The organism is Aureimonas sp. ME7 (genome assembly GCF_903970965.1).
Taxonomy (GTDB): domain Bacteria; phylum Pseudomonadota; class Alphaproteobacteria; order Rhizobiales; family Rhizobiaceae; genus Aureimonas.
The window spans coordinates 81,927-100,071 of record NZ_CAJCKW010000009.1 but is presented as its reverse complement, the minus strand read 5'-3'; the positions used below and the strand labels follow the sequence as shown (position 1 = coordinate 100,071).

Below are 18,145 nucleotides of genomic sequence, written 5' to 3'. Positions count from 1 at the left end.
GAGATCGGCCTATTGCGCGGCTTCCACGAACCCGTGCTTCTCGTGGATCACCTCGCGGCCCGGAACGCCGCCTTCGGCGAGGCGTCGCCCGGATACGGGAAGATCGGAGGGACCGGCGACATAGACGCGCGTCGCGGGATGCAGAAGGCTGACGAAACCGGTATCCACGACGCCGGCCGCCGACACCGCCTCGATGGTCGAGCCCGGCGGCAGGTCAATCTGCTTGATGAGGCAGAGCGAGGCACCCTCGATGCCGCGCGCCAGCCAGGCGGCAAGGCTGTCGGACGTGGTGCTCCAGGTCCGCTCGATCCCGTCGGCGCGCAAGACGAGCTTCGCCGGCATCCAGACGGGAATCGCACCCGCCTCGTGGGCGGCCTCGATCGCATCCAGCGTCGCAGCGGGGCGAAGGCGCGTGCCCAGGCTCACGAGCGCGTGGCCGAACTGCTCCATGCCGAGGATCGCCATGCGGTGGGCGGCGTCGTTGTCGTAGCCGATCCGAGTCTGGTACTGGCGCACGAGCTTGGCGAAGGGGCCCCCGCCGGGAACGACGACGAGCGGACGCGTGGACTTCTCGATCGCTTCGACCCATTTGCGCAGGTCGGTCGAGGCGATCGAGCTGCCACCAAACTTGACGATCAAGACGTCATGCATTTCGCGAACTCCTGTCGGTTACGCCGGACGGATAGGGATCCCATATCCGCCGCGCCGCAATTTGAACAAGTTTGCCGCAGTTGGAAAGTTCCCTTCGCAGCCGCACGCGAGAAGGCTGTGCGGTGCGACGGAACTCAAGGCTTGCGGCGGCGATGGATCTCGATGCCGACGGCTTCCGGCCCGAGATCGAGCTTCTCGACGCGGATGGTGACATCACTCAATCGAGCGTCGAGCAGAAGCTCTTCGGCCAGTTCGTCGGCCAGCGTTTCCACGAGGTCGGTGTGCCCCCGCTCGCACAAACGGCGGATGGCATCGAGAATCACGTCGTAGGAATAAACATTCCCGACCGTGTCCGCTCGGCGCGCCGGCCGGCGAACCGAGGCCTCGACGCTGAACCGGACGCGTTGGGCACGCTCGCGTTCGAACTCGTAGGCTCCGATATGGGTATGGAGAACGTAGTTCGTAACCCTGATCCGGTCGATCGGCCCGTCCTCGAGCGTTTCTTCCGGACGGCGCAGCATCGCGAGCGCTTGAGCCAGGGCCTCCGGCGACAGGTTTTCCACGACCAGCGCATCGGGCGAAAGGACGCCGAGACGCGGGACATCGGGAAGTTCGAGCGCTCCGCCGAGCCAGCATTCGATGCCGGCCGCGCGGCATTCGTCGAGGTGCCGCGAGAGGGCCTCCAGGGAGAAGGCGCGCAGGAGGGGGCGGCCGGGGTCGAGGAGCAGCGCGGCAAAGCTCGTGCCCGCCTCCGCCACGTCGCCGAGTTCGCGCACGCGTCGGATGCGCTTGGGTTCGGCCGGCAGGGATTCGTCGGCGCCGACCGCGAACAGAAGGTCGTCCCCCTCGTCCCGGATGCGATCGGGAACACCGATGCGCGAACGCTCGCGCCGGGCCGGCGCCAGCACGTAGTCCGCGCCCGCTTCCAATGCCCGGCGCGCCTCGTCGGGCGAGGACACGAGAACCGCAAGGCGCGCCACTTTCGGCCCGCCCACCTCACTCACGGCCGAACGCCTTGAAGGCGACGGTGGTGAACGTGTCGGCCACCCCGTCGATCACCTGCAGGCGCTCGGTGACGAAGTGGCCGATGTCCCGGCCCGCTTCGAGATAGAACTTGGCGATCAGGTCGTACTGGCCGGAGGTGGAAAAGACCTCCGAAATTTCCTCGACCGTTTCCACGAGGGCCGAAGCGACGGAATAGGCGCGGCCCGGCCGGCACTTGAACTGGACGAATATGGCTTGCATCGCGGGACCCCTGTCGATGGGGTTGCGTATCAGAGCGGAGCGCCGGCCGTCAAAAGACGCGCGAGCCGCCCACCCCCCGAGCCAAGCGAGGCGATCACGTCGAAATGGTGCGCCCCGTCCACCTCGTGCGCGTCGATCCGGGCGCCGAGCCCGGCCCAGGCCGACTGGAGGAGATGCGTCTGGCGGCGAAGCTCGGGAAGCTCCGCCCCGCCCACCACCGCTTCGATGCGCACGTCGTGGACCGGCTCCAGAAGTGCTGGGCTCTCAGCTGCCGCCTCCGGCCCGTCGATGCTCAGGACGTCGTTCATCCTGGTGCGGCGGATCGGGCGAAGATCGAAGAGACCGCTGATCGGCAGGGCGAGGTCGACGCGCGACAGAATCCGGGGTTCCAGGGGCGTATCGCCCGCCACCATGCGGGTGACGAGATGGCCGCCGGCCGAATGCCCGACGAGGCGGATCGGCCCCTCCACCCGCCCGGCCGCGAAGGCGATCGCCGCCGCGATATCGACGGCGATGTCGCTCACGCGCACTTGGGGCGCCAGACGGTAGCTCGGCATGGCGACATGGAAGCCGTTGGCGAGCGCGCCCTTGGCGAGATGCGACCAGTAGGACTTGTCGAGCGCCTTCCAGTATCCGCCATGCACGAAGACGACGAGGCCCGCCGCACCCTCGGCCTCCGGCCGGAACAGGTCGAGCCGGTGTCGTTCGTCGGAACCATAGGCAAGGTCGAGTTCGGCCCGTCCGCGCGCCGAGGCGAGCTCACGAAAGGCCGAAGCCTCCGCGCTCCAGCGCGGCAGGAAGGCGTCCGATCCCGGCACCGCCGCCGAATTGTCGTAGGCGGCGTCGAAATCGGCGACGGGGGTCCAGCGGGTCATCGACGGCTCCGAAGAAGAGGGCATCCCGTATCTAGAGGACGCCGCTCCCAATCCGAAGAGACCCCATCAATCGACGAAGGCGCGCTCCACGACATAGGTGCCGGGATTGGCGTTGGAGCCCTCCACGAGCCCGAAGCGCTCGCACATTTCGGCGGTGTCCTTGAGCATGGCCATGGAGCCGCAAATCATCGCGCGGTCATGGGCGGGGTCGATCGGCGGCACGTCGAGATCGGTGAACAGCTTGCCGGTTCCCAGAAGCGTCGTGATCCGCTCGCCCTTGTGCTCGCCCTCGCGCGTGGCCGACCCGTGATAGAGAAGCTTGCCGGCGGCGATCTCCGACAGGATCTCGTCCGTCTTCAGCGCCTCCACCAGTTCCTCGCCGTAGTGCAGCTCGGCGAGCGTGCGCGTCGTGTGGGTCAGGATGACCTGATCGAACTTCTCGTAGGTTTCCGGGTCGCGGATCGTGCCGGCGAAGGGCGCGATGCCGGTGCCGGTGGAGAAGAGGTAGAGGCGCTTGCCGGGCAGGAGCGCGTCCAGAACCAGGGTGCCGGTCGGCTTCTTGCGCAGGAGGACCGTGTCGCCCGGCTGGATCTTCTGCAAGTGCTCGGTCAGCGGGCCGTCCGGAACCTTGATCGAGAAGAACTCGAGCTCCTCGTCCCAGGAGGGGCTGGCGATCGAATAGGCGCGGAACACCGGCTTCTCGGCGTTCGGCAGGCCGATCATGGCGAACTCGCCGGTGCGGAAGCGGAAGCTTGCCGGACGCGTCATCCGGAACCGGAACAGGCTGTCGGTGTAGTGCTTCACCTCCGTCACCGTTTCGGCGAAGACGTTGGCGGGAATGGGGAAGCTCGGCGCGCCCGAAGCGTGTTCCAGGGTCTCGGCGGTTCCGGTCATGATCGGCCCTTTTCCAGTTGAGCGTTCGCTTTGGCTTCAGGGAGATAAAGCCTGATGCGGCGCAGCAAAAGGCCCCGCGATCCATCAAGTCGGGGAGTGGCACGACGAGGGCCGCTCTCCAAGGCAGGTTTTTCTCAAACGGCGACTTCGCGCGCAATATTCGCCGCCGTCCCGAACAGGCGGCGGTAGCGCTCGATATCGACCGGCGTTCCCGTCGCCTTGGCAGGATTGTCCGACAGCTTCACCGCCGGGCGCCCGTCGGCCTCCATCACCTTGCAGACGAGCGAGATCGGGTGGAGGCCGAGATTTTCCTCCGGCGCGACGCCGCGAAAATCGTTGGTGAGGTTGGTGCCCCAGCCGAAGCTCATGCGCACCCGACCGTCGAAATGGCGATAGGTTTCCTCGATGGAATCGACGTCCATCCCGTCGGAAAACACCAGGAGCTTCTCGCGCGGGTCGATCCCCTTGGAGCGCCACCACGCCATGATCGCCTCGCCGCCCTCGATGGGCGGCGCGGAGTCGGGGCGAAAGCCGGTCCAGGCCCCCACCCAATCGGGTGCGCGCTGGAGGAAGGAAGCCGTGCCGAACGTGTCGGGCAGCACCACGAGGAGGTTGCCGGCGTACCAGCTCTGCCACTCCTCCAGAACCTTGTAGGGCGCGTCGCGAAGCTCGGCATCGGTCTTGGCCAGCGCGGCGGCGACCATCGGCAACTCGTGCGCGTTGGTGCCGATGGCTTCGAGATCGGCCTCCATGGCGAGGAGCACGTTGGAGGAGCCGATGAAGCGGGACCCCAGCTTCTCCTTCAGCGCCTCGACGCACCAACGCTGCCACAGGAAGGAATGGCGACGGCGCGTTCCGAAGTCCGAGATGCGGATATCGGGCAGCCGGTCGAGCCGCTCGACCTTCTCCCACATCTTGGCCTTGGCGCGCGCATAAAGGACGTCGAGCTCGAAGCGGCGGTAGGTCTTCATCGCCGAGCGCGAGCGCAACTCGTTGATGATGGCGAGCGCCGGGATCTCCCACATCATCGTGTCGGTCCAGCGGCCGCGGAACATCAGTTCGTACTGGCCGTCGCGCTTGGCGAGTTCGTAGGGGGGAAGCTGAAAGTCCTTCAGCCACTCCAGAAAGGCGGGGCGGAAGATCTGCCGCTCGCCATAGAACGTGTTGCCGGCGAGCCAGATCATCTCGCGCTTGGAGAAGCGGACGGAGCGCGCGTGGTCGAGCTGGGCGCGCAACTCGTCCTCGTCCACCTCGTCGGCGACGCGCACCGTCTTCGTCCGGTTGATCAGGCGGAAGGTGACGTCCGTGTCGCGGTGGAGACCCCAGATCATCTGGAGCATCAGGAGCTTGTAGAAGTCCGTGTCGAGCAGCGAGCGGACGATCGGGTCGAGCTTGAACGTGTGGTTCCAAACCCGTGTGGCGATGTCGATGGCAACCATGATTCGTCTCGGCGTCTGCTGGCATTCCCGCGCGATGCTTAGCCGAACAATCGCGGGTAGCACAAATCCACTTTCACGCTCACGCGAGCCAACGGCCACGCCCCCGCCCGATTCCAAGCCGAACCCTCCGCCACCCGCCCGAAGCGAACCGGAGCCCCCATGCCGCGCCGACATCTCCTCGCCTGCGTTCTCGCCTCCGGTCTGAGCCTCGCCGCAGCCACGGCCCATGCCGAGCCGCGCCTCGCCCTCCCCGTCGCCTGCGCGATCGGCGACACGTGCTTCGTGCAGCAATGGCCGGACATGGACGGCGGGCCGGGCGCGGCCGATCCGTTCTGCGGCAGCGCCGCCTATGACGGTCACGACGGGCTCGACATCCGGGTGCGATCCATGGCGGACGTGGCCAAGGGCGTCGCTGTGGTGGCGGCGGCCGCCGGCACCGTGAAGGGCGTTCGCGACGCGCTGCCCGACAAGCTGGCCGCGGGCGCAGCGGGCCGCGAGGCGGTCCGGGGCGTCGAGTGCGGCAACGGCGTCGTGATCGACCACGGCGAGGGCCTCGAGACCCAGTATTGCCACATGCGGCGCGGCAGCGTTTCGGTAAAGTCCGGCGAGTGGGTGGAGGCCGGGCAGAAGCTCGGCGAGATCGGCGCCTCGGGCGCGGCCGAGTTCCCACACGTGCATTTTTCCGTGCGGCGGGGCGGCGAGAAGATCGATCCGGCGAGCGGGCGGGCAATCGGCTCGGGCTGCGGCAGGGGCGCGCCCTTCGCCGGCACCCTGTTCGACGAGGGGGCGGTGAAGGCGCTGTCGGGCTCGTCCACGTCGGTTCTCGGCCTCGGCCTCGCCGGTGCGCCGGTGGACTACGGGGCGCTCGTGATCAAGGGCGCGCCGCCCGTGCCGCACGCGGGCGGCGACGCATCGCTGGTCTGGGCTTGGATCTCCAACCTTCGCAAGGGCGACACGCTCGCCTTTCGCATGGTGTCGCCGGACGGGCAGACCTTCTTCGAAGGGTCCGGGGAGCCCCTCCCCGGCAACCAGGCGGTCTATTCCGCCTTCGCGGGCCGCAAGCGCCCTCTCCTGCCCGGCCGATGGACCGTTTCGGTAGAGGTGATCCGCGACGGGGTCGGCGTTTCGTCGAAGCGGAGCGAGATCGAGGTGACCGGCTAAAAACCGTCACGGCTCTCCCCGGCGGAGCACGAAGGCGTCGTTTCCGCAGCGGACGAGGCCGATATCGGCCAACTGGCGGTCGGTCAGATGATGGAGCGCGGCCAGGTTGCGCCGGCGGCGGCGGTGGAGATCGAGGGCGGATCGCAGGTGGGACAGCATCGCTTCTTCAAGTCCTTGGCGTTGTGAAAGGCCTCTCTTTCCGCTCCCCGCATTGCCGGCGCATGACGCGCGGGCGCCTTTTGGTTTCGACAATCTTTCCGCTCTGTTGCATCCTCCCGAGCCTCACGGACGGGGAGACGAAGATGCAGACCAGCATGGTCTTCAAACGCGGCGTCGCATGGATCTGCGCGGCCGGCATCGTGGCGATATCGGGCTCAGGAGGCGCTTTCGCCGCTTCACCCGCCCCCGTGCCCGGCACCAACGGCATGGTGGTCACCGCGCAGCGGCTGGCGAGCGAGGTCGGGATCGAGACGCTGAAGGCGGGCGGCAACGCCGTGGACGCGGCGGTGGCCGTCGGCTACGCGCTCGCCGTCGTGTATCCGACGGCTGGAAACCTGGGCGGCGGCGGCTTCATGACGGTCCGCCTGAAAGGCGGCGAGACCGCCTTCATCGACTTTCGCGAGCGCGCCCCCGCCCGTTCGACGCGCGACATGTATCTCGACCCCGCCGGCAACCCGGTCGAGGGTTTGTCGACCGACGGCTATCTGGCAGTCGGCGTTCCCGGCTCGGTGGCCGGGTTCGAGCACGCGCGCGAGCGCTTCGGCACCAAGGAGCGGGCGGCGCTGATCGCGCCCGCGATCCGCCTCGCCTCCGACGGGTTCGCCCTGTCGCCCGGCGATGTCGCGAGCTTTGCGGACGGCAACGCGGATCTTGCCAAGGATCCGGCGGCGGCCGCGATCTTCCTGAAGGCGGGCGGCACGCCTTACGCGGCGGGCGAGCGCCTCGTGCAGAACGATCTGGCGAACACGCTTCGGGCGATCTCGGAGCGCGGGCCGGACGGGTTCTACCGGGGCGCGGCGGCGGACGCGATCGTGAAGGCGAGCGAGGCCCACGGCGGCATCTTGGAAGCCGCCGACTTCGAGGGCTACAAGGTTCGCGACCTCGATCCCGTCCGCTGCGACTACAAGGGATACGAGATCGTTTCCTCGCCGCCGCCGAGCTCGGGCGGCGTCATCATCTGCGAGATCCTCAACGTCCTGAAGGCCTACCCGCTGAGCTATACCGGCTTCGGCTCGGCCGAAACGGTGCATCTCATGGCCGAGGCCATGCGCCACGCCTATGTCGACCGGAACTCGGCGCTGGGCGACCCCGACTTCGTCCAGAACCCGGTTGAAACGCTTCTGTCGGAGGAACACGCGGCCGAAATCCGGGCCAAGATCGACCCGAACCGGGCGGGCGTATCGGCGGCGCTGAAGCCGGCCGGCATGGGCGAGAGCCACGAGACGACGCACTATTCGATCATCGACCGGGACGGCAACGCGGTGGCGGTGACCTATACGCTCAACGGCTCGTTCGGGGCGCGGGTCGTGGCGCCGGGCACCGGCGTCCTTCTTAACAACGAGATGGACGACTTCACGCAGAAGCCGGGTGTTCCCAACCTCTACGGCCTCGTCCAAGGCGAGGCGAACGCGATCGAGCCCGGCAAGTCGCCTTTATCCTCCATGAGCCCGACCATCGTGTCCAAGGACGGCGAGCCCCTGATGGTGATCGGCAGCCCCGGCGGCTCACGCATCATCACCATCACGCTGGAGGCGATCCTCAACGTCCTGGAACACGGGATGGACATCCAGGAGGCGATCGACGCGCCGCGCATTCACCACCAATGGCTGCCCGACCGGATCACGATCGAGCCGCACGCGCTTTCGCCCGACACGATCGCGATCCTGTCGGCCAAGGGTCACACGGTCAGCGAGGATCCGGATTGGCCGATCTGGGGCGAGGCAGCGGGCATCCTCGTCGGCGGCCCGAGCCTTGCGGACCGGGACCCATCGCGCCCCGAGCGCTATTTCGGCGCGATCGACAGCCGCGCAGGCGCGGGCGCGGCGATCGGATACTGAACGAGGCGTTCAGCCGACGGAAGAACGGGGCAGGATCGCCAGATCCACGGCCTCGTCTTCCGTCCGGCGGGACTGGCAGAGAACCCAGGCCGCCGCCACGGCCAGAACGCCGTATCCCAGAAGCTCGGCGGTTTCCTCCAGGAAGGTGCCGAGATAGGCGATCCCGTCGAACATCGGTGAGCCGTCGAAATAGGCGCCGAGAAACACGAAGCCGGCCGCGACCGCGAAGGGCCAGCCGCGAAAGGACAGGCCATAGGCCGCGATCTCGCGCAGGCAGTGCCGGCGAGCCACGAGATAAGGAACGGTGATGAGGACGACGGCGACCATCTCGTGCCAGCGGAACGCGTGGGATCCGAGATAGCGCGTGATCGGCCCGATCGGCGGCAGTTCCAGTTCGCGCAGCAGGAACACCACGTAGAGAACCGTGGCGAGAAAGGCGGCCAGACGCTCCGCCTTGCGAAGGCTGACCATGGAGCCGACCGAGAACACGGCCGCGACGAGAAGGAAAACCTCCTGCGTCCATTCCAGGGGGCCATTCTCCGTGGACGCGTCGGCAAAGCCCAATGCCTTGGCCGACAGGATCGCACCGACCAGCATGATGGCGATTGCGCAAACGAGGATCCGCGCGAAGTCGGCGGAAAATGTGAGATGCTTCATAAGTCCCCTCGGGCGACGTCTGGCGGCAACCTATGGAAAGGCCAAGGGGATGTCAGCCCTTATTACGAATTCATGAACGTCCCCGTCACATTGGCGCGTTTGCGCCACAGAGCACGAAGTGAAATCTGCTGAAACCGAAGGCAGGAAGGGGTTCCGCCCGCTTTGCACTCACATGCAATGCTGCCATGCACAATACGCACTACAGGTCTCGGGCGTGGGTGCGTATGTTCCTCTCATCGAAACCAAGACAGCGGCTTCCAGCGGGAAGCCTCAAGAGGACAAGACCATGGGCATCGCCCGTTCCTTCCAGACCTGGCGTCAGTACCGCAGCACGGTGAACGAGCTGAACCGTCTGTCGCACCGCGAACTCGCCGACCTCGGCATTGCGCGCTCGGACATTCCGGCCCTCGCCCGCCAGGCGACCCGCTAAGATTTCATCAGTTTCGCGACGGCCATCCTCCTCCCAAAGGCCGAAGCGGATCCAGCCTGCGATCCTCCCACGCAGGCTCTTAAACGACGCCCGCCGGTCCTCCCCCGGCGGGCGTTGTCGCGTTCGGGGATGGCCCACGACGCGATATCGCCCGCGCGCAAGCGCCGCCTGCCTTACTCGGCGGCCGAGCGGAAGCCTTCGACGCCGCGATGGTCCGGATTGAGTCGCTCCAGCGCCTTCTTGGCCGCCTCGCCGGGATACTCGGTGTCGATATAGACGGTGCGCCCGTCCAGCGACTTGTTGACGAGGATGATCGTGTCGAGCACCTCGGTGAAGGTGGCGCGCTTGTCCTCCGGGCCGGCGATCAGCAGCTGGAGCCCCATGTCGCGGAAGAAGCGCAGGAGCGCCTGCGTGTTGGGAACGTCGAGCTTGTTGAACGCCTCGTCGAAGAGGGCAAGCCCCATGCCGACCGGCCGGCCGGCGATGTGGCCGGGGAAATAGGCGAGCGCCAGCGAGGCCGCGATCGCGACATAGAACGGCACCTGCGCCTCGCCGCCCGAGCCCTTCATCGCGCGTGAGGACAAGGTCGTCCGATTGCCCGACGCATCGCTCATCACGATCTCGAAGGTGAAGTACTGGCGGTAGTCGGCGAGAAGCGCGGCGTCCTCCGCCCCTTCGATCATCGCCTCCACCTCGGCCATGGAAGCGGCGAAGGCCTCGTCCGTCAGTTCGCCCTCCCCCGCCTTTTGAGCCAGATCGTGCATGCCGGCGAAGCGGCCGTTGACCGCATAGGAGAATGCGTAGGTCTGCCCGGTGAAGCGGTGGCGCTTCAGGAGACGGTTGATGCCGGCGAGGCGATAGTTCACCCGAGCGAGCTTCTCCGACAGGCGGGCGAGAAGATCCTCGCGCATCATCGCGCGCATCTCGGTGGCGGCGCGCGCGCAGGCCTCACGGTGACCGCGCAGCTCGTGCGTTTCGAGGCGCGCGGCCTCGTCCAACACCCAACGCGTGCCGGCCGGCATCGTATCGCCGTCGATCAGCGGCACCGAGACCTTCCAGCGCCCGGCATATTCGGTGAGTTCGCGAAGCGCGACGAGCTGCTCGCGGCGCGCGGCCGTGTCCGATGCGTCGGCCTTCGCGTCCGCCTCGTTGCGCGCGCTCGCCAGGGCGCCCAGCATGTCGCGCGGGCTGGCCTCGATCGCGGCGATCTCCCGTTTGGTCGCGGCGGACGCCGCTTGCGCCGACGGATGGCCGCCCATCCGCAGGGCAAACAGTTCGCCCGTCGCTTCGCCGCCCACAACGCGCCAGGCCTTGCGGCGGCGCCCCACCGCCGACTTGTGCTTGTCGGCCGCCATGTCGAGCCGGGCGCGAAGCGTCGCGACCGTCTGGCGCAGCGTCTCGACCTTGGGCTCCACCTCTTCGGCGAGCTCGGCGGCGTGAGCGTCGCGCTCCTGCCGGATGTCGTCGAGCTCGGCCTTGATCTCCGACGCTTCGCCCTCCTCCACCGCGCGCCGGTCGCGCGTCAGCTCGTCGCGGCGCTGGCGAACGGTCGCCGCGCGCCGCTCCAGCTCGGCCGGTCCGGCGTCGGGCGACAGCGCGGCGGCGACCGTGCCGAGCGCGCGCGCGCTTTCGCGAAGATCCCGAAGGGTGGCGCGCGTGGCGGCGAGTTCCCGCTCCAGCCGATCGCGCTCGCCTTCCAGGCCGGAAGCGCTCGGGCCCGCACCGCCCTTGCCGAACAGGAGATCGCGTAAGTCCCGCTGCACGGACAACCCCATGCCGGACGAGGTCTTGCCGTTGCGCATGACGCCGCGATCGAGGCGATCGAGCTCGGCATCCGTTTCCGCCTTGCGGAAGGCGCCGATGCGCACGTTCAGGAAAGCGCGGGCATGATCGTTGCCGGTTTCCAGCGCCTCCAGGATGCTGCCGGGCGCGGCACGCCCCCCGCTCGACCGGGTGGCGCTGGTCTTCACCAGCGTACAGCCTGAAAAGGCGTTGCGGTCCGACCACATCAGGTCGAAGGCGCGCTGCAGAAGCGACGGTTCGACGATGATCGCCTCGCGCCCGCGCCCGAGCAGGGCTTCCGCCGCGTATTGCCAGCTCGGGTCGACCACATCGACGACGTCGCAGAGCGGCACGGCGGGAATGCCGGCGTCTTTTAGGACGGTGAGAAGCCTCAAAGCCTCGCGCGACAGGAGGCGGCTGCCTTGCGGGCGCGACAGCGCATCGCGCAGGCGCTCGAGCTCGCCCTCCTGCGTATGCGCCTTGGCTCCGAGCCGTTCGGTCGCCTCGTCGAGGGCCAGTTCCCAGCCGCTGGTGCGCCGCGCCTGAGCGAGAAGATCGTCGAGAACGCCCCCCTTGCCGCGCGGCAGATCGAAGAAGCTGTCTCCGTCGGGCAGGATGGTCAGCGCTTCTGCCGCCGCGCGGCCCGCTTCCACCGCACCCGGCGGCAGGTTGGCGGCGTGACGCACGACGAGCCGCGCCAGCGTGCCGAGCCCTCCGGCGATCCGGCCCCAGCCCTGCTCGATGTCGCGGATGTCGCGCTCCACCAGCCGGCCTTCCGCCGCGATCTCGCGCAGCCGCCCTTCGCCGCCGGCGGCGGATAGAAACGCTTGCTTTTCGCGGATTTCCTCGTCCCAGGCGCGGATCCACTCCCGACGGCTCTGGAGGACGCCCTGCTCCAGCGCCAGTTCCTTTTCGCGCTCGCTTAAAGTTCGGCGAAGGGCGAGCCATTCCTGCCCCGCGCGGCGCGCCCCGAAGGCGCCGGCGCGCCAGCGCTCGGTATCGGCGTTCAAGCGTTCGCGGGCCCAGGTGCGAAAGCGCCCGGCGATCAGCGAAACGTGGCGGTGCTTGGCCTCCGCCTCCTCGATCAGGGCTTCCAGCTCGCGCCAGGAGGCGATCGAGGCGCGCACCCGATCGACGTCCAGCGGGTCGGGCTCCAGCACGAAATCGCGCACGAAGACGGTGGGATCGAAGATCGGGCGAAAGGCGAGCGCGTTGGAAAAGGCGCGCAGGAAATGCCGGGCGTTCGGGGCGGACGCGGGGCCCCGCATCGCGCTCAGCATGTCGCTCGTGAACTTCTCGGCCGAGTTCCTGTACTCCTGGAAGCCGGCGGAGGCCTGCCGCATCTCGGCCGCGATCTCGCTCCAGGGGGCGATCGTTTCCGCCCCGTCCGCGCCGCGCCGCATCCCCTCCATCGTGAAGGCGTAGCCCGGCGCGATGAAGCGCGACAGGATCTCCTCGCGGCTGTCGCCGAGGCGCGCGGCCATGGCGATGCCGACCGAGATCGGCTCGCCCGTCCCGTCGTTGGCGAAGGTCAGGACGAGGATCGTCTCGCAGGACGGGCGAAGCGGGCGCCCGTTCTCTGCCGGGTCGCCGGTCATGCCGAGGCAGTATTCGAGAACCGAGCGCGAGGAGCGGCCGCTCGCCGACGCGTTGAGGTTCAGGCGGTTCTGGCTGGCGCCGGTGATGACGGTCTGGATCGCGTCCTGGATCGAGGTCTTGCCGGCGCCCGTCGGGCCGATCAGCGCCGCCTCGCCCCGGATCTCGATGTCCTTGGCGCCGATCAGGTACCAGTTCGAAAGGGAAATCCGCCGAAGGCTATACATGGGGTTCGCTCTCGGCGGGGGTCGGGTCGGGCTCGTCGCTCACGGGTTCTGGTTCCGCGATCGGCGCCACCGGCTCGCCCGCCCAGAGGATCAGTTCCTTGACGTAGGAATCGGGCACGAGAATGCCGATGCCGGGCAGGATCGTCAAAGGGGACACGCGCCGGGCCTTGTCGCGTTCGCCGAGCTTAAGCGCGCCGTGGCGGGCGAACATGCGCAGGATGTCGAGGAGGCGCGGCTCGTCGGGCGCGGGCGCCTGCGCGACGCCGGCGATCCGATCGACGAGATCGTCGGTCGTGGCCTCGACGGTGGCCGCATCACCCGCCTCGTGAGCGCGCAGGGCCTCTTCCCAGATCAGGCGCAGCGCCAGAAGCACGATCGTCTCGTCCTTGCGCAGCCGCTCGAAGGTGCCGTCGTATCGCGGCTCGTTCTCGGGAACCGACAGCGCCACCATCTGGTCGCGTGGGGAGACGACGAGCCGATATCCGAGCGAGCCGAAATAGCGCTCGAAGAAGGTGGGATAGGCGCGCACGAGATCGTAGGTGCGCCCGGCCCCGACCGTGTGCGAATAGAGGCACTGGCGCGTCATCATCACCTGGAGGGCGCGCGTCATCTCCTCCCCGGTGGGACGCTTGCCGGCGATGTGGCCGCCGGCCCAGTCGCCGTCCACGATGTCGCGGAACTCGTCGGTCTCAGGCGGCATCGAGTTCGGTCCCCATGCGGCGGCGGATCACGAAGTCCTGGCAGACGATCCAACGGTTGGCGCAGCGCGCGTCGAGAAACTCGATCTCGTAGCGCCGCGCCATGGTGCCGCCGAAGATCGAGGGCAGTTCGCGCAGGCGCTGGAAGGCGACGAAGTCGTCGATCGAGCCGAGCTGCACGTCGCGCCCGCGAACCTCGGCTCGAACCCCGATCAGGCGTTCGAGATAGGCGGTGAGCACCGGCGCGGTGACGCGGGTGCGCCGCACGTACTCGTCCTTCGCCCTCGCATAAAGGATTGCCGCCGGATCCAGCGGCACGTCGCGCAGGAGCACCGCCGAGACCGGCGGCTTGTCGCGCCGGGGCGAGGGAATGTGCACCGGGCCGATCGGCATGAAGCGCGGCAGGATGGGGGGCGCGACGGCGACCTCGCCCCGCGTGTCGGCGCCCAGACGCCGCAGCGCTTCGGCGAGTTCCGCCGTGGAGCCGCCGCTCATCCGGTCCATGTGGCGGGCGGCGTTGACCATGCGGCGCTCGATGCGCGCGACGGTGGCGTTGATGGCTTCCAGATGCCGCTCGGCCGCCTCGAACACCTGGACGATGCGCGACAGCTCGGTGCGGATCTCCGCCTCTCCCTCGTCCGCCCCGGGGCTTCGCCCTTCGCGCCCGTAGGCTTCGCCAAGGCTGGACAGAAGCGCCGGGTTTTCGATCATCTCCGTCGCCCGGCGGATGATGGCGGTGCGGAAGCGGAACGGGTTGTCCTTGGTGTGAAGCGTCTTGTAGTCGCGGATCAGGTGGCGCTCGACGAAGTCGCCGAAGAACTGATGGAACACGGCGCGCAGCGAGGGCTGGCGCAGGATGCGCTCCTCCGCCTGGCGCAGCGTGACGGCGACCGTGCGCATATGGGCCATGAAGTCGTCGGCCGAGCGCAGGGCGTTGCGAAGGGACTCGGAGCGCTCGTCCGGGTGCTCGGCCGCCCCTTCGAGGCCGCTCAAGACCTCCAGCACCGCGCCGCCGTAGGAGCGCGTTTCGCCCCGCTCGATGCGCGACAGGAGATGGAGGAGGCCCGCCGCTTCCGGGTCGAGGTCGACGAGGCGCAGATAGCGGTCGCGGTGCTCCACCAGCCAGCCGGTCTCGATCAGCCGGTCGTAGACGGTGCGCGCGCGCTCCTCCAGACGACCGGGGGGCAGGTCGTCGGCGCCCTCCTCCGCCTCGCCCGCCTCGTCGCGGCGCATCAGGAACGCTTCGATCTCGCGCAGGACGTCGACCCGGCGCGGCGCTTCGGCCGAGGGCTCGAAGGTGCGATGGAGGAGGTCGATCAGGAGGTCGGAGTAGAGCCGCTTGGTGGACGCCGCCAGGGGCTTGAAGAGATCCGGCGGCAGGACGTCGAAAAGCGGCATTCCGTTCCAGTACAAGGGGTTCGGGAAGCGTGCCGCGATCTCATGCCGGGCCCGCGCGATATCGCCCCGTCATAAAGCTCCGCCCTCGCGCGATCAACAGGTTCACGCAAGGCTCGCCTGTCTCTCGACCGGCCTCTTGCCCGTTCAGCGCGTCGGCGCCGCGTCGTCCGCCTTGCGCTTCTTCGGCTTGGCGACCTCGCCCTTCGGCTTGTCGAGCCGCAGGAAGCGCCGCGCTTCCTGCTGGCCGGACAGGCGCAGGAAGAGCTGGCCGAGCTGGGGCTCCAGCACGAGATCGGCCGCATCCAGCGGCGTGAACCACTGCCGCTCGCGCTGGTCCTTTTCCTTCCAGCGCTTCAGCATCTTGTCGACCCGCATCAGGAACACGTCGACCTGGTTGAAGCGCATGTGGGTGCGCGTGCGCTGCCAATAGGCGTAGCGTCCGATCGGCTCGCGCAGGAGCTTTCCCTTGATCCCCGCCTCCTCGCGCGCTTCGACACCGGCCGCCTCGTCGTCGCGAAGGCCATTCATTGGCCAGCCCTTGGGAACGATCCATCGGCGCGTCTCGCGCGAGGTGACGAGCAGGATCTCGATCGTCCCGTCGTCGAGGACGCGCACGGGGAGCGCGGCGATCTGGTCGCGCGGCTCCGGGACCGGTGCATTCGTTTCGGGATCCTGGCTCGCGCGACGCGCCATGACGTCCTCCGGTCGGGGGGTTGCCATGCCATGGATGCCGGAGGGGTGGGCGCGCTTCCCCGTTCCGTCGAAGCAGACTCGGAGCGTGGGGATGGGCTGCCGCACCTTCCGGCGGGCGGACGAACCACGGGCGGGAATGGGTGTGCCTCCTGTTTCCCGCATCCGGCGAAACGATGCAACCCTTTTCAACTTTTCAGGAGGAGGGCGGCGGGTAGCGATGCAAGGTGCCGCCGGGATCGGCGACCGACCATTCTTCCCCTTGCCGCTCCAGATAGCTCGGCCCGATCGGCACCTTGCCGTGGCCGCCGGGAATATCGAGCACGTAGGTCGGCTGGCAAAGGCCCGACACGTTGCCGCGCAAGGCTTGCATCAGTCCCTGCCCCGCCTCGATCGTAGTGCGCAGGTGCGAGGTGCCGGGCGCCAGATCGCCCTGATGGAGGTAGTAGGGCTTGATCCGGCTCTCGACGAAACGCCGCATCAGCGCGGCCAGCGTCTCGGGGTCGTCATTGACGCCGGCCAAGAGCACGGACTGGCTGACCATCGGAATGCCGGCATCGACGAGACGGGCGATCGCGCGGGTCGCTTCCTCAGTGAACTCGCGGGGATGGTTGGCATGGAGCGCGACGAAGCTCGCCCCCGGAAACGCACGCAGCGCCGAGGCCAGTTCGGCGGTGACGCGCTTCGGCTCCACCACGGGCACGCGGGTGTGGAAGCGCATGACCTTGACGTGGCCCATGGCGCCGAGCGCGCGCGCGATCGCCTCGATCCGGCGCGGCGACAGGAGAAACGGGTCGCCGCCCGTCAACACCACTTCCCAGATCTCGGACCGACCGGCAATGTAGGCGAGCGCGGCCTCCAGCTCGGCGTCCGTCAGGCTGCCGGCACCGCCGGGCCCGACCACCTCGCGGCGGAAGCAGAAGCGGCAATAGACCGGGCAGACATGAAGGGCTTTGAGAAGGACGCGGTCGGGGTAGCGGTGGACGATGCCGGGAACGGGGGCATGCGCCTCGTCGCCGATCGGATCGAGGCGCTCTTCGGGCAACGTCAGAAGCTCGGCCTCGCTCGGCACGAACTGCCGGCCGATCGGATCGTCCGCTTCCTCCACCAGCTCGGCCATGTCCGGCGTGACGGACACGGCGTAGCGCGCGGCGACGCGCTGGAGTTCGGCCAGGCGTTCGGGCGGCGCGAGGCCGGCCTCCACCAAGCTTTCAGCGCTGCGCAACGGGCGGCTCACGGGGCGCCGTCCGCGACCGGCGTCCACAGAACGTCCTCGATCCGGCGCGCCCCGACCGCCAGCATCGCCAGCCTGTCGAAGCCGAGCGCGATGCCGCTGGCTTCCGGCATGGCGCCCAGCGCCCGGAGAAAGTCCTCGTCCAGCGGGTATCGCTCGCCGTAGACCCGCTCGCGCTCGTTCATCTCCGCCTCGAACCGCCGGCGCTGCTCGGCCGGGTCGGTGAGTTCGCCGAAGGCGTTGGCGAGTTCCACGCCGCAGCAATACAGCTCGAAGCGCTCGGCAACGCGTCCGTCCCTCGCGCTTCGGCGCGCCAGCGCGGCCTCTGCGATCGGGTATTCGTGAAGGATCGTGGCGCGCCCGATCCCGAGGTTCGGTTCGACCTTCTCGGTGAGGACGCGGCTGAAGAGATCGGCCCAGGTGTCGTCCGGCGCGGTTCGCAGGCCGATGACGCGAAGGTCGGCTTCGAGGCGATCGCGGTCGGTTTCCCCGGCGGCCGAGACGCCGGCCAAGAGGTCGATCCCGGCGAAGCGCTCGAACGCCTCGGCCACCGACAGACGCTGGGCCTCCGCGAACGGATCGGCCTGCCTGTCACGGAAGGAAAAGCGGCGGGTGCCAGCGGTTTCGGCGGCCAGCGCCAGAAGCGCGGCGCAGTCCGCCATCAGGCTCTTGTAGGTTTCGCCCGCCCGGTACCATTCCAGCATGGTGAAGCTTGGATGATGCAGCGCGCTGCGCTCGCCGTTGCGATAGACCGGGCCGAGGCTGAACAGGCGCGTCTCGCCCGCCGCCAGGAGCTTCTTGCAGGCGAATTCCGGCGAAGTGTGGAGGTAGAGCGGCTGACGCGTGCCGTCGGAGCGATGCTCGGTTGTTTCGAAGGCGGCCAGATGCGCCTCGTTGCCCGGCGACACCTGAAGTGCGGCGGCTTCGACCTCGACGAAGTCGCGCGCGTCGAACCACACCCGGAAAGCCGCGGTCAGCCGGTTGCGCAGGAGAAGGCGCGGGCGCCGGTCGGCATGGACATGGGGGGCCCACCAGGGCGAGGCGTGGCTCATGGCATTCCGGCTTTCGGCAGCCCGCGGGGCAGCGGACCGCTCGGATGATCGCCGACGTC

At 68.5% G+C, this 18,145-nt stretch carries 17 protein-coding genes; 3 read left to right on the top strand and 14 right to left on the bottom strand.

What is annotated here, in order from left to right; genetic code table 11:
- Positions 1–9 precede the first annotated feature (9 nt).
- The 6 genes from H7A85_RS15605 to pncB all read right to left on the bottom strand — a co-directional run bounded on the left by H7A85_RS15605 (position 10) and on the right by pncB (position 5,104).
- Positions 10–651 carry an amino acid kinase gene (locus tag H7A85_RS15605; protein WP_182086883.1) on the bottom strand — a complete coding sequence of 214 codons (642 nt, stop codon included), beginning with the start codon at positions 649–651 and terminating at the stop codon, positions 10–12.
- Between the two features lie 134 nt (positions 652–785).
- Positions 786–1,655, bottom strand: coding sequence for a dihydroneopterin aldolase (locus H7A85_RS15600; protein ID WP_182086882.1), 870 nt, complete (start codon positions 1,653–1,655; stop codon positions 786–788).
- Positions 1,648–1,896, bottom strand: a complete 249-nt coding sequence (locus H7A85_RS15595; RefSeq protein WP_182086881.1) for an Lrp/AsnC ligand binding domain-containing protein — start codon at positions 1,894–1,896, stop codon at positions 1,648–1,650. Before H7A85_RS15595 ends, H7A85_RS15600 begins: the two co-directional genes overlap by 8 nt.
- Positions 1,897–1,925: 29 nt before the next feature.
- Entirely contained in the window at positions 1,926–2,771 is an 846-nt protein-coding gene (locus H7A85_RS15590) for an alpha/beta hydrolase (RefSeq protein ID WP_182086880.1), read from the bottom strand.
- A 66-nt stretch (positions 2,772–2,837) separates the two neighbouring features.
- On the bottom strand, positions 2,838–3,665 hold the full coding sequence (locus H7A85_RS15585) for a ferredoxin--NADP reductase (protein ID WP_182086879.1): 828 nt from the start codon (positions 3,663–3,665) through the stop codon (positions 2,838–2,840).
- 134 nt (positions 3,666–3,799) lie between these two features.
- The gene (gene pncB / locus H7A85_RS15580; RefSeq protein WP_182086878.1) at positions 3,800–5,104 is read right to left on the bottom strand and encodes a nicotinate phosphoribosyltransferase; all 1,305 of its coding nucleotides are present in this window, start codon (positions 5,102–5,104) and stop codon (positions 3,800–3,802) included.
- Between the two features lie 159 nt (positions 5,105–5,263).
- Between pncB and H7A85_RS15575 the strand changes: the two genes are divergently transcribed.
- A complete protein-coding gene (locus tag H7A85_RS15575) occupies positions 5,264–6,265 on the top strand; it encodes a M23 family metallopeptidase (protein WP_182086877.1) in 1,002 nt (333 codons plus the stop codon).
- A 6-nt stretch (positions 6,266–6,271) separates the two neighbouring features.
- Here the strand turns inward: H7A85_RS15575 and H7A85_RS15570 are convergent, their stop codons facing one another.
- On the bottom strand, positions 6,272–6,424 hold the full coding sequence (locus tag H7A85_RS15570) for a DUF1127 domain-containing protein (RefSeq protein WP_182086876.1): 153 nt from the start codon (positions 6,422–6,424) through the stop codon (positions 6,272–6,274).
- 143 nt (positions 6,425–6,567) lie between these two features.
- Here H7A85_RS15570 and ggt point away from each other — a divergent pair, with 143 nt between their 5' ends.
- On the top strand, positions 6,568–8,322 hold the full coding sequence (gene ggt, locus H7A85_RS15565; RefSeq protein ID WP_244631227.1) for a gamma-glutamyltransferase: 1,755 nt from the start codon (positions 6,568–6,570) through the stop codon (positions 8,320–8,322).
- Positions 8,323–8,331: 9 nt separating this feature from the next.
- On the opposite strand, the gene H7A85_RS15560 is transcribed toward ggt, so the two are convergent.
- A complete protein-coding gene (locus H7A85_RS15560; protein WP_182086875.1) occupies positions 8,332–8,979 on the bottom strand; it encodes a hypothetical protein in 648 nt (215 codons plus the stop codon).
- A gap of 286 nt (positions 8,980–9,265) precedes the next feature.
- Here H7A85_RS15560 and H7A85_RS15555 point away from each other — a divergent pair, with 286 nt between their 5' ends.
- Positions 9,266–9,409 (top strand): DUF1127 domain-containing protein, encoded by a 144-nt coding sequence (locus tag H7A85_RS15555; protein ID WP_182086874.1) that lies wholly within the window; start codon positions 9,266–9,268, stop codon positions 9,407–9,409.
- Between the two features lie 173 nt (positions 9,410–9,582).
- On the opposite strand, the gene H7A85_RS15550 is transcribed toward H7A85_RS15555, so the two are convergent.
- The 6 genes from H7A85_RS15550 to epmA form a co-directional block, all read right to left on the bottom strand.
- Positions 9,583–13,014 carry an SbcC/MukB-like Walker B domain-containing protein gene (locus H7A85_RS15550; protein WP_182086873.1) on the bottom strand — a complete coding sequence of 1,144 codons (3,432 nt, stop codon included), beginning with the start codon at positions 13,012–13,014 and terminating at the stop codon, positions 9,583–9,585.
- The gene (locus H7A85_RS15545) at positions 13,007–13,714 is read right to left on the bottom strand and encodes a DUF4194 domain-containing protein (RefSeq protein WP_182086872.1); all 708 of its coding nucleotides are present in this window, start codon (positions 13,712–13,714) and stop codon (positions 13,007–13,009) included. The genes H7A85_RS15550 and H7A85_RS15545 overlap by 8 nt, the downstream gene beginning before the upstream one ends.
- Positions 13,704–15,110 (bottom strand): Wadjet anti-phage system protein JetA family protein, encoded by a 1,407-nt coding sequence (locus tag H7A85_RS15540; protein WP_182086871.1) that lies wholly within the window; start codon positions 15,108–15,110, stop codon positions 13,704–13,706. Before H7A85_RS15540 ends, H7A85_RS15545 begins: the two co-directional genes overlap by 11 nt.
- Before the next feature lie 144 nt (positions 15,111–15,254).
- On the bottom strand, positions 15,255–15,803 hold the full coding sequence (locus H7A85_RS15535; RefSeq protein WP_182086870.1) for an NUDIX hydrolase: 549 nt from the start codon (positions 15,801–15,803) through the stop codon (positions 15,255–15,257).
- A 193-nt stretch (positions 15,804–15,996) separates the two neighbouring features.
- Positions 15,997–17,037 (bottom strand): lysine-2,3-aminomutase-like protein, encoded by a 1,041-nt coding sequence (locus H7A85_RS15530; protein WP_182086869.1) that lies wholly within the window; start codon positions 17,035–17,037, stop codon positions 15,997–15,999.
- On the bottom strand, positions 17,034–18,086 hold the full coding sequence (gene epmA / locus H7A85_RS15525) for an EF-P lysine aminoacylase EpmA (protein ID WP_182086868.1): 1,053 nt from the start codon (positions 18,084–18,086) through the stop codon (positions 17,034–17,036). The genes H7A85_RS15530 and epmA overlap by 4 nt, the downstream gene beginning before the upstream one ends.
- Positions 18,087–18,145 lie beyond the last annotated feature (59 nt).

Coding starts and splice junctions, on each gene's coding strand:
- ggt (WP_244631227.1), top strand. CDS start 6,568: ATGCAGACCAGCATGGTCTTCAAACGCGGCGTCGCATGGATCTGCGCG.
- H7A85_RS15585 (WP_182086879.1), bottom strand. CDS start 3,665: ATGACCGGAACCGCCGAGACCCTGGAACACGCTTCGGGCGCGCCGAGC.
- H7A85_RS15560 (WP_182086875.1), bottom strand. CDS start 8,979: ATGAAGCATCTCACATTTTCCGCCGACTTCGCGCGGATCCTCGTTTGC.
- H7A85_RS15535 (WP_182086870.1), bottom strand. CDS start 15,803: ATGGCGCGTCGCGCGAGCCAGGATCCCGAAACGAATGCACCGGTCCCG.
- H7A85_RS15550 (WP_182086873.1), bottom strand. CDS start 13,014: ATGTATAGCCTTCGGCGGATTTCCCTTTCGAACTGGTACCTGATCGGC.
- H7A85_RS15570 (WP_182086876.1), bottom strand. CDS start 6,424: ATGCTGTCCCACCTGCGATCCGCCCTCGATCTCCACCGCCGCCGCCGG.
- H7A85_RS15555 (WP_182086874.1), top strand. CDS start 9,266: ATGGGCATCGCCCGTTCCTTCCAGACCTGGCGTCAGTACCGCAGCACG.
- H7A85_RS15595 (WP_182086881.1), bottom strand. CDS start 1,896: ATGCAAGCCATATTCGTCCAGTTCAAGTGCCGGCCGGGCCGCGCCTAT.
- pncB (WP_182086878.1), bottom strand. CDS start 5,104: ATGGTTGCCATCGACATCGCCACACGGGTTTGGAACCACACGTTCAAG.
- H7A85_RS15540 (WP_182086871.1), bottom strand. CDS start 15,110: ATGCCGCTTTTCGACGTCCTGCCGCCGGATCTCTTCAAGCCCCTGGCG.
- H7A85_RS15605 (WP_182086883.1), bottom strand. CDS start 651: ATGCATGACGTCTTGATCGTCAAGTTTGGTGGCAGCTCGATCGCCTCG.
- H7A85_RS15545 (WP_182086872.1), bottom strand. CDS start 13,714: ATGCCGCCTGAGACCGACGAGTTCCGCGACATCGTGGACGGCGACTGG.
- H7A85_RS15575 (WP_182086877.1), top strand. CDS start 5,264: ATGCCGCGCCGACATCTCCTCGCCTGCGTTCTCGCCTCCGGTCTGAGC.
- H7A85_RS15590 (WP_182086880.1), bottom strand. CDS start 2,771: ATGACCCGCTGGACCCCCGTCGCCGATTTCGACGCCGCCTACGACAAT.
- epmA (WP_182086868.1), bottom strand. CDS start 18,086: ATGAGCCACGCCTCGCCCTGGTGGGCCCCCCATGTCCATGCCGACCGG.